Source organism: Roseospira visakhapatnamensis, from assembly GCF_014197915.1.
In the GTDB taxonomy this organism is placed as follows: domain Bacteria; phylum Pseudomonadota; class Alphaproteobacteria; order Rhodospirillales; family Rhodospirillaceae; genus Rhodospira; species Rhodospira visakhapatnamensis.
In genome coordinates, this window is sequence record NZ_JACIGK010000014.1 from 60792 (window position 1) to 85152 (window position 24361).

Sequence of the window (24361 nt, forward strand, 5' to 3'; positions counted from 1 at the left end):
GCTCCATGAGGCAACGTGCCGGGGTGCGCGCCACCTCCTGGACGCCGGTGCGCCTGCGCGACCTGGCCGCCGCGCATGCCGCCGGCGGCGGCATCAGCGTGTTCATGCTGCATGACCGCCAGCGCGGGGACTGGCGCCCGCGCAGCCGGGAGGCGGCGCATGCCGTCCTGCGGGCCGCGACCGGCGACCCGGCCCTGTGCATCGAGAAGGATCGATTCGGAAAGCCGTTCGTCCCGGGACGCCCGCTGCATGTGAGCATCAGCCACAGCGGGCCGGCGTTGGTGATCGCCCTGGGGGCGGTCGATCTTGGGGTCGACGTCGAGATCCTGCGCCATCCTACGCGCTGGCGCGACCTCTATGCATGGATTGTCGCGCCCGACGAGCGTCTCGCGGACCCGAGTCCGCGCGACTTCCTGCGCTGCTGGACCGCCAAGGAGGCCCTCGTCAAGCTGCTGGGGCGGGGCCTGGCCGAGGGCCTGGACTCCCTGTCCCTGCCCGCCGACCCGCCCCGGCCGGACGGGGGCGCGGGGGCGCGGGCGTCGTCCTTTCGACGGGTCGTGGCGCATGGTCGGACCTGCTGGGTCCGTCATCTGGCGCCTTGGCGGGAGACGACGCTTGCCCTGGCGGTGGCATGTCCACACTTCACGCGTACTTTTATGATTATTGACTATCCTTGCCTTTCGTCACTACACTGTATCGGTGAGGCAGAATTTTATAAAACGCAAAAAGAAAGTTTGCCCACGGCTCTTTAAAACCATAGAGCGTAGAGTCACGTGCAAGAGATTAAAACAGGCGATGACTTGATCTTGACCGGTATCATTCTTGAGATTTTCCGGTTGCGGAGAAAGTTGCTCGACAAGGGCGATGAACTCGTCCGGCCCTTGCGCCTGACGAGCACCGACTGGCAGCTCCTGGGCGCGGTCGCGCTCGCCGGTCAACCCATGACGACGCCCATGATCGCGGAAACGATGGGGCTCACGCGCCAGGGGACGCAAAAGCGCCTCAACAAGATGGTGGGCGAGGGCTATTTCCAGCAACGGCCCAATCCGCGTCACGAGCGCTCGCCGCTCTATGTCCTGACCGAGCGTGGATCCCTGGCGTTCGAAAAGGCGATGGCCCTGCATGCGCGTTGGGCCAGGACCTTGGTCGAGGATCTCAACGCGCGTCATCTGGATCACGCGCTAGAGGTGCTCAAGGCGCTGGACCACCGACTCGATCGCGTCACGATCCCCGGGAGCGGCGCCTGGAGCCGATCGGCGGAGGGCGAGCGCGACCTGTCGTGGGGGCCGCGCGGCGACGCGCGCCGCTGATCGCCGAAAAACCACCAGAGCGGGCGTTCTCATGGGCGACGCCGCATATCGCGCCATGGTTGGAACGGGCGTGTCACCCGGTTGGGGTGTCGCGCCGCCGTTCCGCGCTTGAAGGACGTGATCGGGCCTGTTATATAGCGTGCTATCTTGATGGCTTCGGACGGAGACGCAACCATGCCCAAAGCCCTTCATCCCATCGCCGGCGCGCTGGCGCTGCTGACGATTCTGACGTTCTGGACCGCCACCGTGCTGTCCGAACTGCTGGGTCCGGCGACGGCCGTGGTCACCGTCAAGACCCTGATTCCCTGGGGGCTGATCCTGCTGATCCCCGCCCTCATGGTGGCCGGCGGCTCCGGCTTCGCCTTGTCGAAGGGCGAGAGCGCCCAGAGCATCCAGGGTGCCGTCGACGCCAAGCGCAAGCGGATGCCGTTCATTGCCGCGATCGGTCTTCTGGTCCTGGTTCCGGCATGTCTGGTCCTGGCCGTCAAGGCGCGGGCCGGGGCGTTCGATGTCACCTTCTACGCGGTGCAGGCGATCGAACTGGTCGCCGGGGCCGTCAACATCGCCTTGCTGGGCCTGAACATGCGCGACGGCTTGCGCATGACCGGCCGCCTGCGTCCGCGCTCCGCCTGAGCCGGCCACCGTGAGGAGAGGAGGGGTCCCATGTCGTCCATCGTGAAAGCACCGCTTCTGGTCGTTCTGCTGGGCATGCCCATGACGGGGATGCTTGCCGGCTGCGGCGCGCCCCACCTGGAGACCGTCCAGGACGCGAAACGAGACCTCGTCGGCCAGGACGCGGCGGTACTGTCGCGCTGCATCGGCGAGCCCATGGCCGTCCGCCCGGTCGAGGGCGCGGCGCGGGCCACCCACGTCTATTCCTCCGCCCAGGCCCGGGGCGCGGACGGCCTGTTGCTGGCGACGCCGGGACCGGACGCGGTCGACCACAGATCGGCCTGCGTGTTCGATATCACCGTCCAGGATCAGCAGATCGTCGCGGTGCGCAGTGACAACCGCGCCGGCTGGGGCTTCGGCAGCATCAAGACCTGCTCGGCCGTCGTGAAGCGGTGTCTGAAGGATTGAGCCTGTCTCACGTGCCGGCGGGGTGCGGGGACGGATGATCCTCGGCGTCCCGTCGGCGCAGGCCGTGCAGGAACACGTCGGCCGCGAACCGCAGGGACGCTTCCAGGGCGTCCGGGTCGACCTCCGTGGTCAGGTGGAAGAGCGCCCGCTCATGCACATAGCCCCGCACCAGCCCGAAGAAGCCCTCGGCCGCCCGGCGGCTGTCGACGTCGCGAAAGACGCCGTCGTCCACCTGCGCCTGGATGTAGGCGGTCAGCAGGCGGGCCGCCGGCTCGTGCCCGGACTCGTAGAAGACCCGCCCGAGGTCGGGAAACCGTCCGGCCTCGGCGACCACGACGCGGTAGAGGCTGAGGCCCTCCGGCGAGAGCAGCACGTCCCAGAACGTGCGGCCCAGCGCGATCAGGGTCTCGCGCGGGTCCCGGTCGCCGAGGTCGGCCTGACGCAACGGCGTCAGGATGACGTCGCAGTACTCGTGGATGATCGCGCCGAACAGGGCTTCCTTGCTGGGGAAATGCGCATAGAGGGTGCGTTTGGAGACGCCGGACTCCTCCACGATGCGGTCGACGCCGGCCAGGCCGAAGCCGTCGCGCATGAAGGTTCGGGCGGCGGCGTCGAGGATCGCCCGCCGTTTGTCGGCCCGCAACTGGCTGGGGCGTGGGGCCTGGCGGGAGGCTCGGTCTGACATGGGGCGCGATCCTCAACGTCTGAATTGATGTTGACAGCGTAGTCGGTCGTGTCCATCGTGTAAACGAAACAGTTTTGTTTACTCTAAGGGGGCCGCGATGGGGCGCCTCGACGGGACACCGAAGGCCGGGCGGCGCCGTGTCATGCGGGTGGCGATCCTGGCCGTTGCCGTGGCGGCGGGCGTGGCGGCCGTGATGGTCACCGGGATCGGCGGCGATTGGCGCCAGGACCTGACGGGTGGCGCGGTCTTCGCGCGCGATGCCCAGGCGACCCTGGGGCCGCATGCCGAGATCGTCCGCCCGGCGCCCATCATCGGCGTCGCGACCCGGCCGGTCCTGGAGCGGCGCGTCGTTCCCGGCACCGTGCAGCCCGGCCGGTCGCCGCGCCTGGCGTTCCGTGTCGGTGGTCCCCTGATCGACCTTCCGGTGCGCGAGGGACAGGAGGTCGCGGCCGGAACGCTGCTGGCGGCCATCGACCCGCGCGACTTCGATCTGGCCGTCGCCGACGTGCGGGCGCGCCTGGACGCGGCCGAGGCGGCGCGCCGTCTGGCGCGGATCAGTTATCGCCGCCAGGACGACCTTGTCCGGCGCGGCGCGGTCTCGCGCGCGGCCCTGGACGCCGCCATCGCTGAACGCGACCGGACGCTCGCCCAGGTCGGGTCTCTCATGGAGCAACTGGCCACCGCCGAGGCGGCGCGAGGCGATACCCGCCTGGTCGCGCCGTTCGACGGGCGGATCGCCCGCCTGCATGTCGAGGCTCATGACCATGTTTCGGCCCGCGCGCCGGTGCTGACCTTCCACGACACCGCCGCCATCGATCTCGTCGTGCATCTGCCCGAGACCATCATCGCGCGGCTGTCCGACGTGGTGGGGATCGACGTCACGCTGGCCGACCGGCCGGACCGGCGCCACGCGGCCACGATTCACGAAATCGCCTCCGACCTGTCGGCCGACACCGGCGCCTACCGGACCGCCCTGCGCATCGCCGACCTGGACGGGCCGGCGCCGCTGGCCGGCGTGTCGGGGACGGCCACCCTCCGCTTCGCCGGGGCGGACGCCGAGGGCCAGATCTTGGTGCCGTCCAGCGCCGTGTTCACCCGGCGCGACGGCGCGGACGACGGGGAGAGCGGCGGGGGGGACTTCGTGTGGGTGGTCGCGGGCGACCCGCCGACGGTCACCGCGCGGCCGGTCACGGTGACGGGGCTCGCCGGGGATCGCGCGTGTCTCGCCGACGGTCTGGTGGATGACGAGCGCATCGTCGCCTACGGCGTTCATTTCCTGCGGGAGGGCCAGCGTGTCCGGCCCCTGGAGGCGCCGGATCCGGTGGTGGTGAGGGCGGGCCTGTGAACCCCGCCGTCTTCGCCATCCGCCGCAAGGCCTTTACCCTGTTCGTGGTGGCGCTGCTGGCCATTCTGGGGCTCCAGTCCTACGCCAACCTGGGCTGGCTGGAGGATCCGGTGTTCAGCATCAAGACGGCGACCGTCTATACGGCATGGCCCGGGGCCTCGCCGCTGGAGGTCGAGCGCCAGGTCACCGAGCGTATCGAACGCGCGGTGCAGGAGATCCCGGAACTCGACCACGTCCGCTCGCTGTCGCGGGCCGGCGAGTCCATCGTGTTCGTGGACATCGACGACCGCTACCGCTCCTCGGCGCTGCCTCAGATCTGGGACCTGCTCCGGCGCAAGGTCGCCGACGTCCAGGGGGGGATGCCCGAGGGGGCGGGACCATCCCAGGTGAACGACGACTACGGCGATGTCTATGGCGTGCTGCTGGCGGTCTATGGCGACGGGGTCCCGTTCGCGCGGCTTTCGGACTACGTCGAGGCGTTGCAGCGCGAGCTTCTGCTGATCGAGGGCGTGTCACGCGCCGTCTTCTGGGGGGAGCGCCAGGAAACCATCGAGATCACGGTGTCCGGCGCCCGTCTCGCCAACCTCGGCCTGACGGCGGACGAGGTGCTGCGCGCGCTGTCCACCCAGAACAGGGTGGTGCCGGCGGGGGCGCTGGAGTCGGGGCGCGACCGCTTCCGCGTGGACGTTCCGGGCACCTTCGACGCGGTCGAGGATGTGGGCGACCTGGTGGTGGGGCGGGACGCCGACGATCGCCTGGTCCTGGTGCGGGACATCGCCGACGTGCGGCGCGCCGTGGCCGACCCGCTGCCCCGGCTGATGCGGTTCAACGGCCACGACGCCATGGCGATCGGCCTGTCGCCGGTGGCCAGTGCCAACATCGTCAGCATGGGCGAGGCGGTGCGGGCGCGTCTCGACGCCTTGGAGGCCCAGCGGCCCGTGGGCCTTGAGGTCGGGATCATCTCCGACCAGCCGGCCATCGTCGATCGCGCGATCGCCTCCTTCGTCGTCAGCCTGGTGGCGGCCTGCGCCATCGTCCTGGGCGTGGTCTGGCTGTTCATGGGCCTGCGTGGTGGCCTGATCGTCGGCCTGGGGCTGGTGCTGACCATCCTGGCGACGATGGTGGTCATGCGCATCGCCGGTATCGACCTGCAACGTATGTCGGTGGGCGCGATGATCGTCGGGCTCGGCATCCTGGTCGACAACGCGATCGTCGTCACCGACTACATCCTGGTGCGGATGAAGCGCGGCGACGGCCGCGTCGATGCCGCGGCCCGCGCCGTCCGCGATCTGTCCTGGCCCCTGCTGGGCGCCACGCTGGTGGCCATCGCGGCCTTCCTGCCCATCTTCCTGTCGCCCGACCAGACTGGCGAGTATGTCGCCACGCTGTTCTCGGTGATCGCCATCGCCCTGGTCATCAGCTGGGTGCTGGCGATCACCGTCACGCCGGTGCTGTGTCACATGCTCCTGCGGGCACCGGCCACGGGGACGGCGGATCCCTTCTCGGGGCCGGTGTTCGCGGCCTATCGGGGGGCGCTCCGCCTCTCGCTGCGCCATCGGCTGCTGATCCTCGGCCTGATGGCCGGCATGATCGGCCTGTCCGGCTACGGATTCACCTTCGTCAGCCAGAACTTCTTCCCCAGTTCGAACCGCACGGCGGTCATGCTGGACTACTGGCTGCCCGAGGGCGCGCATATCGACGACGTCTCCGAGGATCTGCGCGCGGTCGAGGCGCATTTTCTCGGTCTGGACCCGGTGGTGAGCGTCGCCACCTTCGTCGGCGCCGGCCCGGTGCGGTTTCAGATCTCGCTCAATCCCGAGATCCCGTACCAGAGTTACGGGCAGGTGATCATCGAACTGGAGAGCGCCGACCACGTCCCGGCCATGGTGGCCCACGGCGACCGCTACCTGGTCGAGACCTTTCCCCAGGCGGAGCCGCGCATGCGCGTGTTTCCGCTGGCGACCACCGAGGCGTTCAAGATCGAGGCCCGCTTCAGCGGTCCCGATCCCGTGGTGTTGCAGGGTCTGGCCGAAGCGGCGATGGCCATCCTGGCGGCGGAGCCGGGCGCCAAGTACGTGCGCCACGACTGGCGGCAGATGACCCGGACCATCCGCCCCGCGTTCGACCAGCCGCGCGCGCGGCGCGCCGGCGTTACCCGCGAGGACGTGGCCTTCGCCCTGGCGCGGGTGACCGACGGGGCGCGGGTGGGGGCCTATCGGGAGGGGGATGACCGGCTGCCCATCGTCTGGCGCTTGCCAGCCGCCGAACGGCACGATGCCGGTCGCCTTGAACAGGTGCAGGTTTATTCCCAGGCGGCCGGGGCGGGCGTGCCGCTGGGACAGGTGGTGTCCGGCATCGACATGGTCTGGGAGCAGCCGCTGATCTGGCGGCGCGATCGACAACGCACCATCACGGTGCAGGCCGATCCGCAGGGCATGGAGGCCTACGAGCTGCAAGCCCGCGTGCAGGCGGCGATCGAGGCCATTCCCCTGCCCGAGGGGTACATGTTCGAATGGGGCGGGGAGTACGAGGGCTCGGTGGACGGGCAGGCCAACGTGAACGCCCAGGTGCCGATCGGGATGATCATCACCCTGATCATCCTGGTGGCGCTGTTCAACGGCCTGCGGCAGCCGGTCATCATCTTCCTGACGGTGCCGCTGTGCATCGTCGGCGTCACCGTCGGGTTGCTGCTGACCGGCGAGCCGTTCGGCTTCATGGCGCTGCTGGGCGTGCTCAGCCTGCAAGGCATGCTGATCAAGAACGGCATCGTCCTCGTGGATCAGGTCGAAACCGGCATGCGCGACGGCCTCGCCCCCTATGACGCGGTGCTCGCGGGGTCGATCGGGCGCCTCGTGTCCATCACCGTCGGCGCGCTGACCACCGCGCTCGGCCTGATCCCGCTGCTGTTCGATACCTTCTTCCGGGCCATGGCGGTGTCGATCATGGGCGGGCTGCTGTTCGGAACGGTGCTGACCCTGATCGTGCTGCCGGTCCTGTACACGCTGGCCTTCCGCATCGGCACGCGGCCCCGGGCGGGGGGGCGGACCCCGAACGGCTCCGCCCGCGCCCGCGTGGCGGCATCGCCGGCGACGTGAGCGGGGCCCGGCGCGGCCCCGCGATCGGCTCTATGTCGCCGGTCGCGGAGCAAGGGACGCGCGATCGTCCCGGGGCCAGGGGACCAGCAGCGCGGCCAGCAGGCCGAACACACCCGTCAAGGCCACCAGCGCCACGACTGGCGCGGCGGCCCGCCAGGGGGCGCGGCGCGCCCGGGCCATCCCCAGCACCAGCAGAAGCGATCCCGCGATGCCGATCAGGCCGGCCCAACCGTGCCCGTCCAGGCGCCAGGTCAGGAAGGCGCCGCCGTGATCGTCCAGCGACAGGGTAAAGGGGAACAGGGCCCCGGCCACCACGTCGTGGGGCAGGCCCCGGGTACCCGGCACCGGCCGCGAATAGGACGCCACCGGGTCGAAGTCCGGGGTCATGGCCACCGCGTGGACCATGGCGTCATCGCCGAACACCACGGTGGGATACAGGGGGTTGATCAGCAGCTTGGCGTCCATGCGGTCGGGGACATAGCCGTCGGTGGGCAGTGGGATCAGCCCGTAGTCCTCCGCCCGCAGCAGGAACAGCCGGTCGTCGTCGGTCAGGACGAGGCCGAGGATCTCCCGCCGCTCGTTCTCGGTCACCTTGATGTGGCGGATGGCGCGGCCCAGGTCGGCGGGAATCGGCGTGCGCACCACGCGGGGCTGGCCGTCGGTGCGTTTGACATGGAACACCACGCCCTCGGCATCGACGATCAGGTAGCCTTCGTCGAAGGGCTTGAGGATGGTCGGCTTGCCGGCCACCAGCCGGGCCGGGAACGCGAAGCCCTCGGCCGTCAGCGCCTCGGTGAACAGGGCCGTCAGGGCCGCGTCGACCCGGTTGACGTCGACGTTCAGGAACTCCATCCGGTTGTCCGTCATGCGGAACACGTCCTCCGGGAAGCGCAGCCGTGCCCGGCCCGGGTTGGACTCCAGCAGCGGGTAGACAGCGATGGACGGGCGGCGGTCGGCGATCTCGCGGGCCTTCAACTCGAACACCTGGCGGGCGTCGCGGATGGTGTCGGCGTCGAAGGTCCGGCCCTCCAGGGTTAGCGGCAGCAGCCCCCACAGCGCCATGTTCCGGTAGTAGATGAAGGGAATCTGCTGTTCGAAGGTCTGGCGGTCGAAGGTTTCGCCGTGCTCGTCGGCGTAGGTGAAGGCGTGGTTGCCCCGGTGCTCCCGGAAGACGAACGCCTCGCGCACCGGGCTGTAGAACAGGTGGGTGGGGGCCACGTCCACCGCGAAGGCCAGGTCGTACAAGCGCGGCAGGGCGATCGCCGACACGCCGGTCAGCAACAGGGCCAGGGTCAGCCACCCCAAGGGGCGGGACAGGGGGGCGCGAGACTGGGGGGCGCGGAACTGGGGGGATCGCGGGCGCATCAGCGGCCTCCTCCATCCCGGAAGCGGTGGGCGGGCAGCAAGACGGCCGGCGCCATCAGCGCCACCAGCCCGGCCAGGCCCCACAGGGCGTGGTCGTAGGCGCCGTACTGGCGGGACAGGTGGCACAGCCACACCACCCCGGCCGTGACCACCAGGTTGGCGGCCTGGACGCGCCGGTCGGGCTCCAGCAGCGCCAGCGCGCCGCCCAGGTAGGCGGCGACGCCGGCCAGCATCCACGGCAGCGCGGTGGTCACCGCGCTGGCGACGAAGGCGGCCGGGAAGAAGGTGCCGATGGTCAGCGCCAGGACGGCCAGGTCCAGGGCCAGGATCACACCCAGCGCGGCCAGGCCGATCAGCAGATGCGCCAGCACCAGCGGCGCCAGGCCGATGGGCAGGTGCAGCGACAGGCGCAGGCGGCCGCGCTGGACTTCGGGCAGGATCTGGGCCACGGCCAGGATGACGCCGGTGACCAACGGGACATACCGCAGGTCTTCGTAGAACAGGCGGCCGATGTGGTTAGCCTGGTAGTAGAGCATCTCGGCATGCTCGATCCGGAACTGGTGGCGCACGGACAGGAACAGGTAGACGGAGAACGCCAGAGTGCCGGCGATCAGCAGCGCCAGGACCGGCCGCAGTTTCAACCATTCCTTATAGAACAAGGCAGGCATCAGTATCGTCCCGTGTAGCCGACGAAGGCGTCTTCAAGGGTCATGGCTCGCTCCTCCAGCGCCGAGGGATCGACGGCCTGCCGTCGCAACGCGGCGTCCACCGTCGCCCGGTCGTGGAAGGCAAAGATCGACACGCCGCCGTCGGCCTCGCGCTCCACCGCATGCAGGGTCTCGCCGGCGTCGGGCAAGGCGTGGGGGACGGCCTCATGGGGCAGGTGATAGTGCCGGAAGGTGGCCATGAAGTCGGCCAGCGAGGTGTGCAGCACCCGGCCGCCGCGCCGCAGGAAGATCACGTCGTCTACCAGCCGCTCCATGTCCTGGACCACGTGGGAGGTGACCAGGACCGTCTTGCGGCCCGCGCGGGCATAGTGGATCAGGTAATCCAGGAACAGCCGCCGGTAGCCGGCGTCCAGGCCCATGGTGTAGTCGTCCAGGATCAGCAGGTCCGGGTCCTGCGCCATGACCACCCCCAGCACCACCTGGGAGCGCTGCCCCTCGGACATGTGGCGGATGCGGTGGGTGAGCGGCAGGCCGAGCCGGTCGATCAGGTCATGGAACACGTCGCGGCGCCACTTGGGGTACCAGGCGGAGAAGAAGCGCTCGACCTCGCGGATGCTCATGAAGTCGTAGGCGAGGTGTCCCTCGAACACCAGACCGATGCGCCGCTTGGTGGCCGCCGACAGCGCGTGCGAGGGCTCGCCCAGCACCCGGCAGGTGCCGGCCGAGGGCGCCAGGAAGCCCATCAGGATCTTGATCAGGGTGGTCTTGCCAACACCGTTCTTGCCCAGCAGGCCGAGAATGCGGCCCTCGTGCACCTGAAAGCCGAGGCCGTCGTGAATGGTCCGCGGGCCGTAGCGGTGGATCAGGCCATCGACCGTGATGGCCGCGCCGTGGGTCATGGGGGGTGTCCGGTTCATGGGGAGAAGCAGGCGGGCGCAGGCCGCGCCCGGCGTCAGTAGATGTCCGCGTCGCGGATCTCGATCTGGTGACCGGCGCCGGCATCGAAGATCACCGAGAAGCCGTCCCGGGGCTTGTCGAAGATGAACTCGCTGTTCTCGTCCATGGAGCCGTCGACGAGCACGTGACCGGACCCGTCGCGCACCGCGATGCGCACGCCGGAGGCCGAGGAGCCGTCGGAGAAGCCGCCCTCGCACATCACCGTGCCGTCGCCGTTGTCGTAGCAGGCGCACAGTGGCGTATGGGCCTGGGCCACCCGGGGGGCGGCGCCGGCCAGCAGGGCCAGGCCGATGACCCCCGCGACGGTGGCGAGGGGTGCGGCGGGGCGGCGGAACAGGGACGTCGTCATGATAATCCTCGAATCAGGTGAGTGGGGGATCCGGTGGTGGTGTGGCTGTCGGGCACGCCCTTGCCCAATACCCCCACGCGGCCTACAGTAATGAAAATAGGTCTTAATCGCAACGTAAAGCCTGCCAAGAGGTCAAGACGGAACCGGACCTCAGGTCGGCGCGGGAAGATGACTCCAGCCGAAGGCCACCATGCCCAGGCCGATGACGCCGATCAGCGCGGCGGACAGATAGGGGGCGCCGGCAAGGAGGCGGTCGAACCGCCGGGTGCGCGCGGCCACGTAGCGGACCCCGTAGGCGGCGATCACGCCGGCCGCCACCAGGGTCACGGCGAGCCCGCCACTGAAGGCGCCCACCAGCCCCACGCCCAGCCAGAACTGGTCCAGATGCAGGCACAGGATCAGCACGGTGATGGCCGCCGAACAGGGGATCAGGCCGCCGGTCAGGCCGAACAGCAGCGTCTGCGTCATGGTGGCCCGGCCGTTGCCGGCGCCGAAGCGATCCTCGATCGCCCGGGCGTGGGCGCGGGCGTGCGCGTCGGCCGGCTGCGGGCGCGCATGGTCATGGCTATGGGTGTGGTCGTGGTCGTGGTCGTGGCCGTGGTCCGGCGCCGCGCGGGCCGCCCGGCGGGCCTGGATCGCCATCCACAGGGCGATGACGACGATGATCGCGCCCGAGGCCATCATGAACCACGGCTCCAGGTCCTCGCCGATCATCTCCTCGCCCAGCCGAAGCGCCAGAAGGGCCAGGATCCAGACGATGAGGGTGTGCGAGACGGCCGCCGACAGGCCCAGGACCACCGCCTGCGTCACGGTGCCGCGCGCGGCGATGATGAAGGCCGCCATCATGGTCTTGGAATGCCCCGGTTCCAGGCCGTGCAGGGCGCCCAACGCGAGGGCCATGCCGACCAGCAGCACCGGCTGTCCGGTGCCCTGGGTGATGGCCGTGGCGAGATCCATGACGGCCTCCTGTCCCTCACAAGTACCGCGAGATTTCCTTGAACTCGGCCAGCACGGTCTTGGCCTCGGGGCCGTTGGCCATCACGCCGTCCATGCAATGGTCGATGTGGTCGCGGATGAACACCTGCTTCGCCTGGCGGACCGCCGCCTCCACCGCCGCCATCTGCTGGGCCACGTCCACGCAGGGGCGCCCCTCCTCGATCATGCTGCTGATCTTGCGCAGGTGGCCTTCGGCGCGCTTCAGCCGCTTGACGATGTCGCCGTGCGTGGCGTGGACATGGCCCGCCTCGGCGGGCGTGGAGGGGGCGGGAGTGGCGGTCATGCGGGCGAACCTCACGCTAGGATCATGGGGGGATCCTATCCCCCTGGAGGGGATAGAGTCAAGCAAACGATGATGCGACGCGCTCGCGTGTGTCCGGGCCGCCGGAGCGTCGCCGGCGGCCCGACCCTCACACCCAGAAGAGCAGCACCAGGATCTGCGGCGCCAGGATGCGCAACACCATCACCAGCGGGTAGACGGTGGCGTAGGCCAGCGCCGGGGCCTCCGACGGGCGGATGGCGTTGGCGAAGGCCAGGGCCGGCGGATCGGTCATGCCGCCGGCCAGCAGGCCGCAGAGCGTCAGGTAGTTCATGCGCATCACCAGGCGGGCGAAAAAGCCGACGATCAGCAGCGGCACCAGGGTGATGATCGCGCCGTACAGCAGCCAGGACAGGCCGTCGCCCTCGGTGAGGATGGCGACGAAGCTCTCTCCGGCCTTCAGGCCGACGATGCCCAGGAACAGCACGATCCCGATCTCGCGCAGGATGTGGTTGGCGCTGGGGGGCATGAACCAGACAAACGGGCCCAGGTGGCCCAGGCGGGCCAGCAGGATCGCCGCCAGCAGCGGTCCCCCGGCCAGGCCCAGTTTCACCGGCGCGGGCATGCCGGGCACCATCAGCGGGATCGACCCCAGCAGCACGCCGAGCGCGATGCCCAGGAAGATCGGCAGGATCTGGGCCTGAAGCAGCGCCTGTTCCCGGTCTCCCAGGACCCGCGCCACGCCGTCCAGGTTGGCGGGTTGGCCGATCACCGTGCAGATGTCGCCGAACTGCAGGCGCAACTTGGCGCTGGGCGTCAACTCGATGCCGGCGCGGGTCACCCGGCTGATGACGGCGTCATACCGCTGGAGCACGTCCAAATCGCCGATGGTCTTGCCCAGGATCGACGAGCGGGTGACCACCAGGCGCCGCCACTTGACCTCCGAGGGCACGGCCTTCAGGTCGGTGTCCACGCGGTGGCCGAGGATGCGCACCATGTCGCGGAGCTTCCTGGGGCGGCCGACCAGCAACAGCACGTCGCCCATTTTCACCGGCGTCTCGGGTTGGGCGACCTGGACCACGCCGTCGCGCATCACCCGGCTGACGACGATGCCCATGGCCTTCAGCCCCGGCAGGTCGCCCAGCGCCAGCCCCTCCATGTTCGGGTTGGCGATCTCCAGCGTCACGGTGTCCAGGTCCTTGCGCGCGGCGGCCCGCTCGGCCTCGAACGCCTCCTGCTCGCGGTCGACGCGGATGCGTAGCACGGCGCGCACCAGCAGCATGGTCAACAGGATGCCGGCGATGCCGAAGGGGTAGGCCACGGCGTAGCCCAGGCCGGGCGTGCCCAGGGCTTCCGGGCCGGCGCCCACGGTGGTCAGCATCTGCGTCGCCGCGCCCAGCGACGGCGTGTTGGTGGTGGCGCCCGACAGCAGCCCCAGCATCACCGGCACCGGCAGGTCCAGCGCCATGTGCAGCGCGGCGGCCACCAGCATCGACAGCGCCACCATCGCCGCCGCCATGCCGTTGAGCGCCAGTCCGGAGCGCTTGAGCGCCGAGAAGAAGCCGGGACCCACCTGGATGCCGATGGTGTAGACGAACAGGATCAGTCCGAACTCGCGCAGGAAGTGGCCGACCTCGGGGTCCACTTGCAACCCGAGGTGCCCCCACAGGATGCCGGCGAACAGCACCCCGCCGATGCCCAGCGAGACCGTGCCCAGCCTCGCCCTCCCGAAGAACAATCCGGTCACGGCCACCAGGCACAAGACCAGGATCCCTTGCGTGATGGGGTCCAGCCCGTCGAGAAGTGTCGAGACGTCCATGCGGTCCTCTGGAGGGGAGTAGGGGGGAGGGACGGGAGGCAGGGCGTCACGGGACCGGGGCGCGCCGCCGCGTCACGCCCCGTCACGGTCCGTGATCAGCGGTGTTTCAGGCGGTTCCCTTGGGGGCGATCCATTCGGTATGGAACGATCCCGGCCGGTCCAGGCGTTCGTAGGTATGGGCGCCGAAGAAGTCCCGCTGTGCCTGGATCATGTTGGCCCAGAGCTTGTCGCTGCGGGCCCCGTCGACATAGGCCAGCGCCGAGGACAGCGCCGGCACCGGCACCCCGTGGGTCACCGCCAGGGCCACGGCGCGGCGCCAGCCGTCCTGGGCCTCCGTCAGCAGGCCGACCACGGTGGGCGCGCGCAGCAGCGAGCCCGGGGCCTCCGTGCCCCGGTACGACCGGGCGATGTCGTCCAGCAGGCGGGCGCGGATCACGCAGCCGCTGCGCCAGATTTCGACGACCTTGGCCATGTCGGTGTCCCAGCCGTGTTCCTGAACGCCGGCCTGGATGACCGCCAGCCCCTGGGCGAAGGTGGCGATGACGGCGCCCAGCAGCGCCTGGCGCACGGCCTCCACCGAGGCCGCGCCCTCCCAGCGGGCGGTTCCGGCGGGCGCGGCCGGCGCGGGCAGGACGGCGGCGGTCGCCACCCGGTCGTTCCGCAGGGCCGCCAGGGCGCGCGCGAACACCGCCTCGGTGATGGTCGGCGTGGGGATGCCCAGTGCCAGCGCGGCTTCCGAACTCCAGCGCCCGGTGCCCTTCTGGCCGGCGGTGTCCAGGATGGCCTCGACCAGGGGGCCGGTCCCCAGGTCGTCGCGCCGGTCCAGGATGGCGGCGGTGATCTCGATCAGGTAGGAGGCGAGCGCGGTGTCGTTCCACTGGCGGAAGGTCTCGGCCATCGCCGCGTGGTCCATGCCGCCCAGGTCGCGCAGCAGCACGAACGCCTCGGCGATCGCCTGCATGATGCCGTACTCGATGCCGTTGTGGATCATCTTGACGAAGTGCCCGGCGCCGTCGCCGCCCACCCGGGCGCAACAGGGCTGGCCGTCGAAGCGCGCGGCGATGGCCTCCAGCACGGGCCGGCAGGTTTCATAGGCGTCGGCCGCGCCGCCGGCCATCAGCGACGGGCCGTGGCGGGCGCCCTCCTCGCCACCGGAGATCCCGAGGCCGATGAAGCGCAGCCCCATGGCCTCCAGCGCGGCGGCGCGGCGCTGGGTGTCGAGGTAGTGGGAGTTCCCGCCGTCGATCAGCGTGTCGCCCGCCGCCAGCAGCGGGGTGAGGCTGGCGATCACCGCGTCCACCGGCTCGCCGGCCTTGACCATGATGAGGATCGCGCGCGGCGCCGGCAGCGAGGCCACCAGATCGGCGGGGCCGTCCGTCACGGTGATGTCGAGCCCGGGTGTCTCGGCCAGGGCTTCGGTGAGACGCGTGCGCGCCTCCGGCCATGGATCGTGGGCGGCGACGCCGACCCCCTTGTCCGCCATGTTCAGGGCCAGGTTGCGGCCCATCACCCCCAGGCCGACGAGTCCCATGCGCGCGCGTCCGGTCATCGCGTATCCTCTTTATCCTCGTGAGTATGCCCGTGGTGGTCGGCGGTTCGGCGGCGTTTCCGTGCCCGGCGCCCCCCGTCGCGGCCCCCGCCACGGCGGTCACCATACTCCATTCCCCGGGATTTGGGCGCGCGGTCTGCGCAGACCGGACCGGCGGCAGGGTGATCCCTTGCGGCCGGTCGCATCCCCGGATCATGATCGGTCCGGGCGATCAGCGCCCGAACCTTGGTAGGAGGAGGCATGACGATGACGGCGGCATCCCGCGTTCGGTTTCAGCAGCGGCCCGTGGTGGTGGTGATGGGGGTTTCGGGGTCGGGAAAGTCCACCATCGGCGCGGCCCTGGCCCTGCGTCTGGGTCTGCCGTTCCTGGACGCCGACGACTACCACCCGCCGGCCAACGTCGACAAGATGTCGCGCGGCGTGCCGTTGACCGACACCGACCGCTGGCCCTGGCTGACGGCGTTGGGGGGCGCCATGCGCGAGCAGGCCGACCAGGTGGGCGGCGTGATCGCCGCCTGTTCGGCGCTGAAGCGCGCCTATCGCCAGCATCTGGCCGAGGCCGTCGGTCTGCCCCTGGTCTCCGTCCTGCTGGATGGCGACCGCGACCTGCTGCTGCGGCGCATGCAGGCGCGCCGGGACCACTACATGCCGCCCAGCCTGCTCGACAGCCAGATCGCGGACCTGGAACACCCGGCCGAGGACGAACCGGTGCTCATCCTGTCCATCGACCAGGACGTGGACGACCTCGTGGATACCGCGGCGCAGGCGCTGGCCCGACTCACCCCCTGATGGCCGGCCCCCTGATGGCTGGGGCGGGACGGCGTCCGGCGGCTCCCCCCCTCTATGCCGAAGCGGACCTTATACCGAGGCGGGGCGGTGCGGCGTCACGTCCACGGCGTCGGCCGGACCTCGCGGGGCGGGGCCGTTCAGCGCGGGGGCGCCGACGTCGCGGACGTCGCGCATGGCCGGGGCTCCGCCGCCCCGGTACACGGTGATGCCGATGGCCAAGCCGTTGGGCGTGTTGGGATCGCCGATCATCACGTGCACCGGTCCCTCGTCGAGCTCCAGCGACTCCTTCATCTCCCGGGCCACCCGCCCGGCGTCCCGGAAGGCCTGGGCCATCTGCGTGCTCACCGTCATGGGGGCCGTGAACGGCATCAGGGCCAGGGACGCCATGGCCTGGTGCATCATGGCCTGGGCGGGGCGCGCCGTGGCGGGCGCGTCGGTGTCCCCGGTCGACTCGCGGCCGGTTCGGGCGAAGGGAAAGAAGGCCGCGAAGGGACCGGCGAACGGGGCCATGAACGGCACCGGCGGTACGAAGGCGAAGGGGAAGAACGGAAAAACGGGGAACATGGGGCCAGATCTCCGCGTGTCCGGTGCGGTCCACCCCGGCGACGCGGCCGGGGACCGGACGCTGGCCGGGTTGCGTGCATGCGCGAACCGGGGCTGTCCTCACCGTGCGCCACCCGGACGGTTCTGTCCAGGAACAATTGCGCGGTGCCGGTCCGGGGGCCGTCGCCAGGCCCTGCCGCGCCGCGTCAATCCCATGACAGTCTGGGGAGATTCCCCCCACAAGGGGGTGACCCCGGTGGTCCCTTGCCGTTATGATGCGAAAACCGGACGCATATAAGATCCGTTTCGTCGGGGGACCCGTCATGGGTCCGACAGGGGACCTTCGTCGCTTGCGCCTTTTTTTGCCCCGGCCGCGCAGCATCGATCCGGCCCGTCCTGCTTCAGGGGGCCGGCACCGCCAGCAGGAGGGGACATGCCCATCGCCACTCGTGTGCCACCGTCGGCCTTGCCCTGGTCCGGGGAGGATCTGTCGGCCATCATCTGCGATCTGGACGGCGTGATCACGGACACCGCCGCCGTCCACGCCACCGCCTGGAAGGACCTGTTCGACGAGTACCTGCGCACCCGCGCGGCGCGGGACGGCACGCCGTTCGTGCCCTTCACCGAGGCCGATTATCTGGACCACGTGGACGGCAAGCCCCGCTACGACGGGGTGCGGGATTTCCTGGCGGCGCGCGGCATCACCCTTCCCGAGGGCGATCCTGGCGACGACCCGGACGCCGAGACCGTCTGCGGCCTCGGCAATCGCAAGAACATGGCCTTCAACGACGTGATCGACCGCGATGGGGTGACCGTGTTCGAGGGCGCCGTTGCCCTGGTGCGTGGCCTGGCCGAGGCCGGATGGCGGACCGCCGTGGTGTCGTCGTCCAAGAACTGCGGGCCGGTGCTGGAGCGCGTCGGCCTCACCGACCTGTTCGAGGTGCGCGTGGACGGCCTGTACGCCGCCGCCGCCGGCCTGCCGGGCAAGCCCGCGCCCGATACGTACCTGGAGGCCGCCCGCCTGCTTAAGGTGGCGCCGGAGCGCGCGGTGATGGTCGAGGACGCCATCGTCGGCGTGCAGTCCGGCCGCGACGGTGGCTTCGGCGTGGTGGTGGGCATCGATCGCGGCGCCGGCGCCGACTCCCTGCGGGACAACGGTGCCCATATTGTCGTCAAGGACTTGGGAGACCTGCTTCGTGACAACTGAGCCCCGCTTGCGCAACGTGCGCGACCTTCCCCATGCCCTGGAGGCTTTCGAGGCCCTCGGCGCCGCCCTGAACGGGGCGGTGCCGGCGATCTTCCTGGACTACGACGGCACGCTCACGCCGATCGTCGATCGCCCGGAGAACGCCATCCTGTCGGCCGAGGGCCGCGCCGTGGTGGGGGCGCTGGCCCGCCGGGTGCCGGTGGCCGTGGTCAGCGGTCGGGACCGTCCCGACGTGGAGGCGCTGGTGGGCATCGACAGCCTGACCTTCGCCGGCAGCCACGGCTTCGACATCCGCACGCCCGAGGCGGGCGTGCTGTCCCTGGAGGGCATCGGCGACTACACGGCGCTGATGAACGATGTGGAGCGCGTCCTCAACGAGGGCCTGGGCCCCATCGCCGGCGCCCTGGTGGAGCGCAAGCGCTTCTCCGCCGCCGCCCACTACCGGCTGGTGTCCGACGCCGACTATCCGGCGTTCCGGGCCGCGCTCGACCGGTTGCTGGAGACGGTGCCGGGGATCAAGGAGAAGACCGGCAAGAAGGTGTTCGAGTTCCAGCCGGCCATCGACTGGGACAAGGGCAAGGCGGTGGAGCATCTGCTGTCCACGCTCAAGCTGGACGACGCCGGCCACCGGCCCATGTTCTTCGGCGACGACGTCACCGACGAGGACGCCTTCGGAGCCTTGCAGGGCCTGGGCGGCGTGGGTGTCCTGGCGGCGCCGGCCAGTGATGGCGACGCCGGACGGGTGTCGGCCGCCGACTTCCGGGTGGACAATCCCGATCAGGTGCTGGAGCTGTTGCGTCGCCTGACACCTTAGAAGACCGCCGCCCGGCGGCGGCGATTGGTCCGTGCCCGAGGGTGGGCGCGGGCATCCGTATGAACCGTCTTGATCCGTTTGATACCGATGCCGAAGGATGGGTGATCGCCGATCACGGCGGGAGCCGTCCGGAGGCTGTCTTCCGATTTGGAGAATGGGGGACGGGCACGGGCCCGAACGCGGCAGGGGGCGCGCACCGCCCCCCTGTCCCCTCGTCCTGGGGGGAGGCGTCCGGGTCGTGCTCCCCGGCGCGACCGCCGAGGCGGGATCCGCGCCGGTCACCCCATCAGGCACCCATGCTCACGAGGAGTGCGGACGGGGAGAGTCCGACGGTGGCCCGTCCGCGCGCAGGCCCACATCCATCGGCCAGAAGCCGCAGGCAACCATTCGGCGTTATCGCCCGAGTCCCACCAACCAGGAAAGGAATGCCGTCCATGACCGACTGGTCTCTGGTCTACGACCGCTTCGACCCAGACCGGCAGGGCTTGAGGGAAGCCCTGTGCGCCACCGGCAATGGCTATTATGTCAGTCGCGGCGCCTTCTGCTGGGTGATGGCCGACAAGACCCATTACCCGGCCACCTACCTATCGGGGGGCTACAACCGCGCGCCCACCGAGGTCGCCGGCCGGGTGATCGAGAACGAGGATCTGGTCAACCTGCCCAACTGGTCGGCGCTCACCTTCCGCGTCGCCGAAGGGGACTGGTTCAACATCCAGGCCGTGGAGATCCTGTCCTTCCGGCAGACGCTGGATCTGTTCCGGGGCGTTCTGGAAGTGACCGTCCGCTTCCGCGACAAGGCCAATCGCGAGAGCACGCTGTCCACCCGGCGGCTGGTCAGCATGGCCGACATGCACCTGGCGGGGATCGAACTGTCGTTGACCGCCCACAACTGGTCCGGCCCGGTGCAGGTGCGCTCGGCCCTGGACGGGCGGGTCATCAACGCCGGCGTCCGACGCTATCGCGACCTCAACAGTTCGCACCTGACACCCTTGATCGCCGGCACCTATCAGGCGCGGGACGGCGGCGAAGCGCTGTTGCAGCTTCTGGTGGAGACCAAGCAGTCGCGCCTGCGGGTGGCCCAGGCCGCGCGCACCCGCGTCGTCTCCAACCCGCATGCCTTCGAGGCGCGGACCGAGAGCGTGCACGAGGAAGGCTACGTCCAGCAGGACCTCCACTGCTCGGTCGGTCATGGCGAGACCCTGGTGGTGGAGAAGCTGGCCGCGCTCTACACCTCGCGTGACACGGCCATCTCGGAGCCCGGCATCGCCGCCCGCGAGGCGGCCGCGCACGCCCCGGCCTTCGGCCGCCTGCGCCAGGACCACGAGCGGGTCTGGCGCCAGCTCTGGGACCGCTGCGACATCGTTCTGGACGGCGACAGCAAGACGCAGATGATCCTGCGCCTGCACATTTTCCATCTGTTGCAGACGCTGTCGCCCAACACCATCAACCTGGATGTGGGCGTGCCGGCGCGCGGCTGGCATGGCGAGGCCTATCGCGGCCACGTGTTCTGGGACGAACTGTTCATCCTGCCGTTCCTGAACTACCGGCTGCCGGCCATCAGCCGCTCTTGCCTGCGCTACCGTCACATGCGCCTGCCCAAGGCCCGCGAGGCCGCCGCCGAGGAGGGCCTGAAGGGCGCCATGTTCCCCTGGCAGTCGGGCAGCGACGGACGCGAGGAAAGCCAGAAGGTGCACCTCAACCCCCGCTCCGGGCGGTGGGTGCCGGACAACAGCTGCATTCAGCGCCATGTCAGCCTGGCCATCGCCTACAATGCCTGGCGTCATTTCCAGATCACCGGATCCGAGCATTTCCTGGAGTTGCGCGGCGCCGAACTGATCCTGGAGGTGACCCGCTTCTTCGCCTCTCTCGCGCACCTGAACGGCCAGACCGGGCGCTACGAGATCCACCGGGTGATGGGGCCGGACGAGTACCATGAGGCCTATCCGGAAACCGAGGAGCCGGGGCTCAACAACAACGCCTACACCAACGTGCTGGTGGCCTGGCTGTGCAGCGCCTCCATGCAGGTGCTGGCCTGCCTGGACGCCCCGCACCGCCAGGAGCTGATGGAAAAGCTGCTGCTCGACGAGCGGGAACTGGCGCTGTGGGACGAGATGAGCCGCAAGATGACCATCTGCTTCCACGGCGAGGGCATCATCAGCCAGTTCGAGGGCTACGAGAATCTCAAGGAGTTCGACTGGGACGGCTACCGCAAGAAGTACGGCGATATCCAGCGCCTGGACCGCATCCTGGAGGCCGAGGGCGACAGCTCCGACCGTTACAAGCTGTCCAAGCAGGCCGACGTGCTGATGCTGTTCTACCTGTTCTCGCGCGAGGAACTGTCCGACCTCATGCAGCGCCTGGGCTATGAACCGCTGACCGAGGACCAGTGGCAGCGCAACATCGACTACTACCTGGCGCGCACCTCGCACGGCTCCACCTTGTCCTATATGGTGCACGCCGCCGTCATGGCCCGCAGCCATCCGGACAAGGCCTGGGACCTGTTCCAGCAGGCGCTGCACTCGGATATCGACGACATCCAGGGGGGCACCACGCCGGAGGGCATCCACCTCGGCGCCATGGCCGGCACCGTCGATCTGGTGCAGCGCTGCTTCACCGGCCTGGACGTGCGCGACGGGGTGCTGCACTTCGATCCGGTGTTCGCCGATCGCATGGGCACGCTCAAGCTCAAGCTGCGCTACCTGGGCCGCTGGCTGCATGTGGTGCTGAAGGATGAGGAAATGACCGTGGCGGCGCACAGTGGTTGGGTCCGGCCGGTGAGCATCTGCGTGCGCGGCGAGTCCCGGGACCTGCCGCCGGGCGAGGCCATCACCTTCCGCCTGTCCAAGGGCGCGGCGACGGAGGTGGGACGCTCGGCCGCCGAGTAGCCGGACCGCGCCGGGGGTGTGCCACCGGTCGCCGCGGGGGACGAGGCCCGTGGCCGGGTGGCGGCCCCGCACGGCGCGGCCCCTATGACCAGCGGGGACCATGACCGGCGGGCATGGGGGTGGTCCCCGACCATCAGCAACAGGAGGAACGAATGTCGCGTCTCGTGGTGGTATCCAATCGGGTCGCCGTGCCGGACGCTCAGTCCGCGACCAGCGGCGGCCTGGCGGTGGCCCTGCGCGATGCCTTGCAAAGCTGCGGCGGGATCTGGTTTGGCTGGAGTGGGCGCACCGCCGCCCACACGGCCGACGAACCGACGATCGCGCAGGTCGGGCCGGTGACCTACGCGACCGTGGACCTGGGGCGCAAGGACTACAACGAATACTACAATGGCTTCGCCAACCGCACGCTCTGGCCTTTGTTCCATTATCGCCTGGATCTGGCCGACTTCAGCCACGAGAACTACCAGGGGTACCGCCGGGTCAACAGCCTGTTCGCCGAGAAGCTGCGCCCGCTGATTGAGGACGATGACCACGTCTGGGTGCACGACTATCACCTGATCCCCCTGGGCCTGGAGCTGCGCGCGCGCGGCGTCGAGCAGCCGATGGGCTTCTACCTGCACACGCCGTTCCCGGCCATGGAGGTGCTGCTCGCCCTGCCCAGCCACGAGCTTCTGGTCAAGTCCCTGTGCGCCTACGACGTGCTCGGCTTCCAGACAGAAAACGACCTGCGCGCCTTCCGCGACTACATCCATTACGAGGTGGGCGGAGACCTGCTGGATGACCGGACCTTCCAGGCGCACGGGCGTCTGGTGCGGGCCGAGGTGTTCCCCATCGGTATCGAGGCCGGGCAGATGGAGGCCGCCGCTGAACGGGCCATGGAACTGGGCGCGGCGCGGCGGCTGGACCGCAGCCTGGGCACCCGGCCCCTGATGATCGGCGTGGACCGGCTGGACTACTCCAAGGGCATTCCGGAGCGCTTCCGCTCCTTCGAACGCTTCCTGGACACCTACCCGGACCATCGCGGCCAGGTGTCGATGATGCAGATCGCGCCGCTGTCGCGCTCCGAGGTGCCGGAGTACAAGACCATCCGCGAGACCCTGGAGGGCCTGGCCGGCTACATCAACGGCCGCTACGGCGATTTCGACTGGATGCCGCTGCACTACCTGACCAAGAACTTCCAGCGCGAGACCCTGGCGGGCTTCTTCCGCCTGTCCCGCGTGGGCGTGGTCACGCCGTTGCGCGACGGTATGAACCTTGTGGCCAAGGAATACGTGGCCAGCCAGGACCCCAACTATCCGGGCGTGCTGGTGCTGTCGCGGTTCGCCGGCGCGGCCCGGGAACTGGACGCGGCCCTGCTGGTCAATCCCCTCGACCACGACGGGGTGGCGGCGGCGCTCAACAAGGCGCTCATCATGTCGCTGGATGAACGCCGCGAGCGCTGGAACGCCATGTATGCGCGGGTGCGCGAGAACTCCCTGGAACGCTGGCGGGAACGCTTCCTGACCGCGTTGCGCGCGGTGCCCACGCCGCTGGCCGTGCGCTCCGGCGCCGATGCCGAGGCGTCCGTGCCCGCCGCCGTGCTGTGAGGGCGCGGCGTGAGGGGGATGTCCATGACAGGGCCGGTGCGGCCATGAGCACCTTTTCGACGATCGCGCCCGCCACCGGCCTGATCGCCGACATCGGCGGCACCAACGCGCGGTTCGCGCTGGTGGACACGCTCACGGGCGCGGTGCTGCGGGCCGCCACGCTGTCCACCGACGACCATCCGGGGCCGGTCGCGGCCGCCCGCGTGATGCTGGCGGAGGCCGCCGCCGCCGGCCTGCCCATGCCCGGGGTCGGCGCCTGGGCGGTGGCCTGTCCGGTGCTGGCCGACGCCGTCGACCTGACCAATCACGCCTGGGCGTTTTCCATCGACGCGACCCGCGAGGCGCTGGGGCTGTCGCGGCTGACGGTGATCAACGACTTCGTGGCCAACGCCCTGGCCATCCCCGATCTGCGACCGGAGGACAGCGTCGCCATCGGACCGGGGGGCGCGGGCTCGGCCGACCATCCGATGGTGGCCATCGGTCCGGGGACCGGCCTGGGGGTGGCGCTGCTGGTACCCGATGGCGCCGGGGGCTGGCGCGCCCAGGCCACCGAGGGCGGCCATGTCACCCTGGCGCCCGCCGACGCGGCGGACGCGCGGCTGCTCGACCATCTGTGGCCGACCCATCCCCATGTGTCGGCCGAACGGCTGATCAGCGGCGACGGCCTGCTGCTGCTGTATCGGACCTTGGCGGCGCTGGAGGGCGTCGCGGCGCGGTTCGACCGGCCGGAGGCGGTGTCGGCCGCCGCCATGGGCGGGACGGACCCGCTGGCCCGGGCGGCGATGAATCGCATGTATGCCTTGCTGGGCACGGTGGCCGGCAACCTGGTTCTGTCCACCGGGGCGCTGGGCGGGGTGTTCATCCTGGGGGGGATCGTCCCGGCGACCCTGGACCTGTTCCGCGCCTCGCCCTTCCGCGCGCGGTTCGAGGCCAAGGGCCGCTTCCGGGACTATGTGGCGCCGGTGCCCACGCGGGTGGTCACCCACCCGACTCCGGCCTTCGTGGGGCTGGCGCGGATGGTGCGCGCCGGAGCGTGACGCGCGTCGGTGGGCAGTGGCGG

The 24361-nt window shown here is 70.0% G+C and carries 22 protein-coding genes; 12 read left to right on the forward strand and 10 right to left on the reverse strand.

All coding sequences use genetic code 11. The features are described from left to right. Nucleotides 1–5: 5 nt before the first annotated feature. The 4 genes from GGD89_RS10650 (at nucleotide 6) to GGD89_RS10665 (ending at nucleotide 2390) form a co-directional block, all read left to right on the forward strand. A complete protein-coding gene (locus tag GGD89_RS10650) occupies nucleotides 6–752 on the forward strand; it encodes a 4'-phosphopantetheinyl transferase family protein (RefSeq protein ID WP_184045026.1) in 747 nt (248 codons plus the stop codon). A 21-nt stretch (nucleotides 753–773) separates the two neighbouring features. Then, complete coding sequence (locus tag GGD89_RS10655) at nucleotides 774–1310, forward strand: MarR family transcriptional regulator (RefSeq protein WP_184045028.1); 537 nt, start codon at nucleotides 774–776, stop codon at nucleotides 1308–1310. Nucleotides 1311–1484: 174 nt separating this feature from the next. Continuing rightward, entirely contained in the window at nucleotides 1485–1943 is a 459-nt protein-coding gene (locus GGD89_RS10660; RefSeq protein ID WP_184045030.1) for a hypothetical protein, read from the forward strand. A gap of 30 nt (nucleotides 1944–1973) precedes the next feature. Then, complete coding sequence (locus GGD89_RS10665; RefSeq protein ID WP_221238416.1) at nucleotides 1974–2390, forward strand: hypothetical protein; 417 nt, start codon at nucleotides 1974–1976, stop codon at nucleotides 2388–2390. Between the two features lie 7 nt (nucleotides 2391–2397). Here GGD89_RS10665 and GGD89_RS10670 read toward each other — a convergent pair whose 3' ends face one another. Further along, nucleotides 2398–3075 carry a TetR/AcrR family transcriptional regulator C-terminal domain-containing protein gene (locus GGD89_RS10670; RefSeq protein WP_184045032.1) on the reverse strand — a complete coding sequence of 226 codons (678 nt, stop codon included), beginning with the start codon at nucleotides 3073–3075 and terminating at the stop codon, nucleotides 2398–2400. 97 nt (nucleotides 3076–3172) lie between these two features. On the opposite strand from GGD89_RS10670, the gene GGD89_RS10675 reads away from it, so the two are divergent. Both GGD89_RS10675 and GGD89_RS10680 read left to right on the forward strand, forming a co-directional pair. Continuing rightward, nucleotides 3173–4420: an efflux RND transporter periplasmic adaptor subunit gene (locus GGD89_RS10675; RefSeq protein WP_184045034.1), complete on the forward strand. Its 1248-nt coding sequence runs from the start codon at nucleotides 3173–3175 to the stop codon at nucleotides 4418–4420. Then, nucleotides 4417–7515, forward strand: coding sequence for an efflux RND transporter permease subunit (locus GGD89_RS10680; protein ID WP_184045036.1), 3099 nt, complete (start codon nucleotides 4417–4419; stop codon nucleotides 7513–7515). The genes GGD89_RS10675 and GGD89_RS10680 overlap by 4 nt, the downstream gene beginning before the upstream one ends. A 30-nt stretch (nucleotides 7516–7545) precedes the next feature. Here GGD89_RS10680 and GGD89_RS10685 read toward each other — a convergent pair whose 3' ends face one another. The 8 genes from GGD89_RS10685 to gndA all read right to left on the reverse strand — a co-directional run bounded on the left by GGD89_RS10685 (nucleotide 7546) and on the right by gndA (nucleotide 15477). Beyond that, entirely contained in the window at nucleotides 7546–8880 is a 1335-nt protein-coding gene (locus tag GGD89_RS10685) for a DUF4857 domain-containing protein (RefSeq protein WP_184045039.1), read from the reverse strand. Next, nucleotides 8880–9548 (reverse strand): hypothetical protein, encoded by a 669-nt coding sequence (locus tag GGD89_RS10690; protein ID WP_184045041.1) that lies wholly within the window; start codon nucleotides 9546–9548, stop codon nucleotides 8880–8882. Before GGD89_RS10690 ends, GGD89_RS10685 begins: the two co-directional genes overlap by 1 nt. Further along, nucleotides 9548–10447: an ABC transporter ATP-binding protein gene (locus GGD89_RS10695; protein WP_184045043.1), complete on the reverse strand. Its 900-nt coding sequence runs from the start codon at nucleotides 10445–10447 to the stop codon at nucleotides 9548–9550. Before GGD89_RS10695 ends, GGD89_RS10690 begins: the two co-directional genes overlap by 1 nt. 53 nt (nucleotides 10448–10500) lie before the next feature. Next, entirely contained in the window at nucleotides 10501–10854 is a 354-nt protein-coding gene (locus GGD89_RS10700) for a hypothetical protein (RefSeq protein ID WP_221238417.1), read from the reverse strand. A gap of 150 nt (nucleotides 10855–11004) precedes the next feature. After that, on the reverse strand, nucleotides 11005–11811 hold the full coding sequence (locus tag GGD89_RS10705) for a nickel/cobalt efflux transporter (RefSeq protein ID WP_184045045.1): 807 nt from the start codon (nucleotides 11809–11811) through the stop codon (nucleotides 11005–11007). A 16-nt stretch (nucleotides 11812–11827) separates the two neighbouring features. Next, on the reverse strand, nucleotides 11828–12133 hold the full coding sequence (locus GGD89_RS10710; protein WP_184045047.1) for a metal-sensing transcriptional repressor: 306 nt from the start codon (nucleotides 12131–12133) through the stop codon (nucleotides 11828–11830). A 127-nt stretch (nucleotides 12134–12260) separates the two neighbouring features. Further along, nucleotides 12261–13928: a putative transporter gene (locus tag GGD89_RS10715; protein ID WP_184045049.1), complete on the reverse strand. Its 1668-nt coding sequence runs from the start codon at nucleotides 13926–13928 to the stop codon at nucleotides 12261–12263. 106 nt (nucleotides 13929–14034) lie between these two features. Then, nucleotides 14035–15477, reverse strand: coding sequence for an NADP-dependent phosphogluconate dehydrogenase (gndA, locus tag GGD89_RS10720; RefSeq protein WP_184045051.1), 1443 nt, complete (start codon nucleotides 15475–15477; stop codon nucleotides 14035–14037). A gap of 246 nt (nucleotides 15478–15723) precedes the next feature. On the opposite strand from gndA, the gene GGD89_RS10725 reads away from it, so the two are divergent. Beyond that, a complete protein-coding gene (locus GGD89_RS10725) occupies nucleotides 15724–16266 on the forward strand; it encodes a gluconokinase (RefSeq protein ID WP_184045053.1) in 543 nt (180 codons plus the stop codon). A gap of 69 nt (nucleotides 16267–16335) precedes the next feature. Here the strand turns inward: GGD89_RS10725 and GGD89_RS10730 are convergent, their stop codons facing one another. Next, complete coding sequence (locus GGD89_RS10730) at nucleotides 16336–16830, reverse strand: hypothetical protein (RefSeq protein ID WP_184045056.1); 495 nt, start codon at nucleotides 16828–16830, stop codon at nucleotides 16336–16338. A 412-nt stretch (nucleotides 16831–17242) separates the two neighbouring features. On the opposite strand from GGD89_RS10730, the gene GGD89_RS10735 reads away from it, so the two are divergent. From GGD89_RS10735 to glk, 5 genes are all read left to right on the forward strand, one after another. After that, complete coding sequence (locus GGD89_RS10735; RefSeq protein ID WP_184045058.1) at nucleotides 17243–18016, forward strand: HAD family hydrolase; 774 nt, start codon at nucleotides 17243–17245, stop codon at nucleotides 18014–18016. Then, nucleotides 18006–18830: a trehalose-phosphatase gene (otsB, locus tag GGD89_RS10740; RefSeq protein WP_221238418.1), complete on the forward strand. Its 825-nt coding sequence runs from the start codon at nucleotides 18006–18008 to the stop codon at nucleotides 18828–18830. The genes GGD89_RS10735 and otsB overlap by 11 nt, the downstream gene beginning before the upstream one ends. Nucleotides 18831–19264: 434 nt before the next feature. Next, on the forward strand, nucleotides 19265–21715 hold the full coding sequence (locus GGD89_RS10745) for a glycoside hydrolase family 65 protein (protein ID WP_184045060.1): 2451 nt from the start codon (nucleotides 19265–19267) through the stop codon (nucleotides 21713–21715). A 152-nt stretch (nucleotides 21716–21867) separates the two neighbouring features. Next, on the forward strand, nucleotides 21868–23301 hold the full coding sequence (otsA, locus tag GGD89_RS10750) for an alpha,alpha-trehalose-phosphate synthase (UDP-forming) (protein WP_184045062.1): 1434 nt from the start codon (nucleotides 21868–21870) through the stop codon (nucleotides 23299–23301). A gap of 44 nt (nucleotides 23302–23345) precedes the next feature. Beyond that, nucleotides 23346–24338, forward strand: coding sequence for a glucokinase (glk, locus tag GGD89_RS10755; protein ID WP_184045064.1), 993 nt, complete (start codon nucleotides 23346–23348; stop codon nucleotides 24336–24338). Nucleotides 24339–24361: the final 23 nt, after the last annotated feature.

What these genes read in the sequence shown, in the direction of transcription:
- GGD89_RS10650 (WP_184045026.1), top strand. Translation starts at nt 6, where the DNA reads ATGAGGCAACGTGCCGGGGTGCGCGCCACCTCCTGGACGCCGGTGCGC.
- GGD89_RS10660 (WP_184045030.1), top strand. Translation starts at nt 1,485, where the DNA reads ATGCCCAAAGCCCTTCATCCCATCGCCGGCGCGCTGGCGCTGCTGACG.
- GGD89_RS10665 (WP_221238416.1), top strand. Translation starts at nt 1,974, where the DNA reads ATGTCGTCCATCGTGAAAGCACCGCTTCTGGTCGTTCTGCTGGGCATG.
- GGD89_RS10670 (WP_184045032.1), bottom strand. Translation starts at nt 3,075, where the DNA reads ATGTCAGACCGAGCCTCCCGCCAGGCCCCACGCCCCAGCCAGTTGCGG.
- GGD89_RS10675 (WP_184045034.1), top strand. Translation starts at nt 3,173, where the DNA reads ATGGGGCGCCTCGACGGGACACCGAAGGCCGGGCGGCGCCGTGTCATG.
- GGD89_RS10685 (WP_184045039.1), bottom strand. Translation starts at nt 8,880, where the DNA reads ATGCGCCCGCGATCCCCCCAGTTCCGCGCCCCCCAGTCTCGCGCCCCC.
- GGD89_RS10690 (WP_184045041.1), bottom strand. Translation starts at nt 9,548, where the DNA reads ATGCCTGCCTTGTTCTATAAGGAATGGTTGAAACTGCGGCCGGTCCTG.
- GGD89_RS10695 (WP_184045043.1), bottom strand. Translation starts at nt 10,447, where the DNA reads ATGACCCACGGCGCGGCCATCACGGTCGATGGCCTGATCCACCGCTAC.
- GGD89_RS10700 (WP_221238417.1), bottom strand. Translation starts at nt 10,854, where the DNA reads ATGACGACGTCCCTGTTCCGCCGCCCCGCCGCACCCCTCGCCACCGTC.
- GGD89_RS10705 (WP_184045045.1), bottom strand. Translation starts at nt 11,811, where the DNA reads ATGGATCTCGCCACGGCCATCACCCAGGGCACCGGACAGCCGGTGCTG.
- GGD89_RS10710 (WP_184045047.1), bottom strand. Translation starts at nt 12,133, where the DNA reads ATGACCGCCACTCCCGCCCCCTCCACGCCCGCCGAGGCGGGCCATGTC.
- GGD89_RS10715 (WP_184045049.1), bottom strand. Translation starts at nt 13,928, where the DNA reads ATGGACGTCTCGACACTTCTCGACGGGCTGGACCCCATCACGCAAGGG.
- gndA (WP_184045051.1), bottom strand. Translation starts at nt 15,477, where the DNA reads ATGACCGGACGCGCGCGCATGGGACTCGTCGGCCTGGGGGTGATGGGC.
- GGD89_RS10725 (WP_184045053.1), top strand. Translation starts at nt 15,724, where the DNA reads ATGACGGCGGCATCCCGCGTTCGGTTTCAGCAGCGGCCCGTGGTGGTG.
- GGD89_RS10730 (WP_184045056.1), bottom strand. Translation starts at nt 16,830, where the DNA reads ATGTTCCCCGTTTTTCCGTTCTTCCCCTTCGCCTTCGTACCGCCGGTG.
- GGD89_RS10735 (WP_184045058.1), top strand. Translation starts at nt 17,243, where the DNA reads ATGCCCATCGCCACTCGTGTGCCACCGTCGGCCTTGCCCTGGTCCGGG.
- GGD89_RS10745 (WP_184045060.1), top strand. Translation starts at nt 19,265, where the DNA reads ATGACCGACTGGTCTCTGGTCTACGACCGCTTCGACCCAGACCGGCAG.
- otsA (WP_184045062.1), top strand. Translation starts at nt 21,868, where the DNA reads ATGTCGCGTCTCGTGGTGGTATCCAATCGGGTCGCCGTGCCGGACGCT.
- glk (WP_184045064.1), top strand. Translation starts at nt 23,346, where the DNA reads ATGAGCACCTTTTCGACGATCGCGCCCGCCACCGGCCTGATCGCCGAC.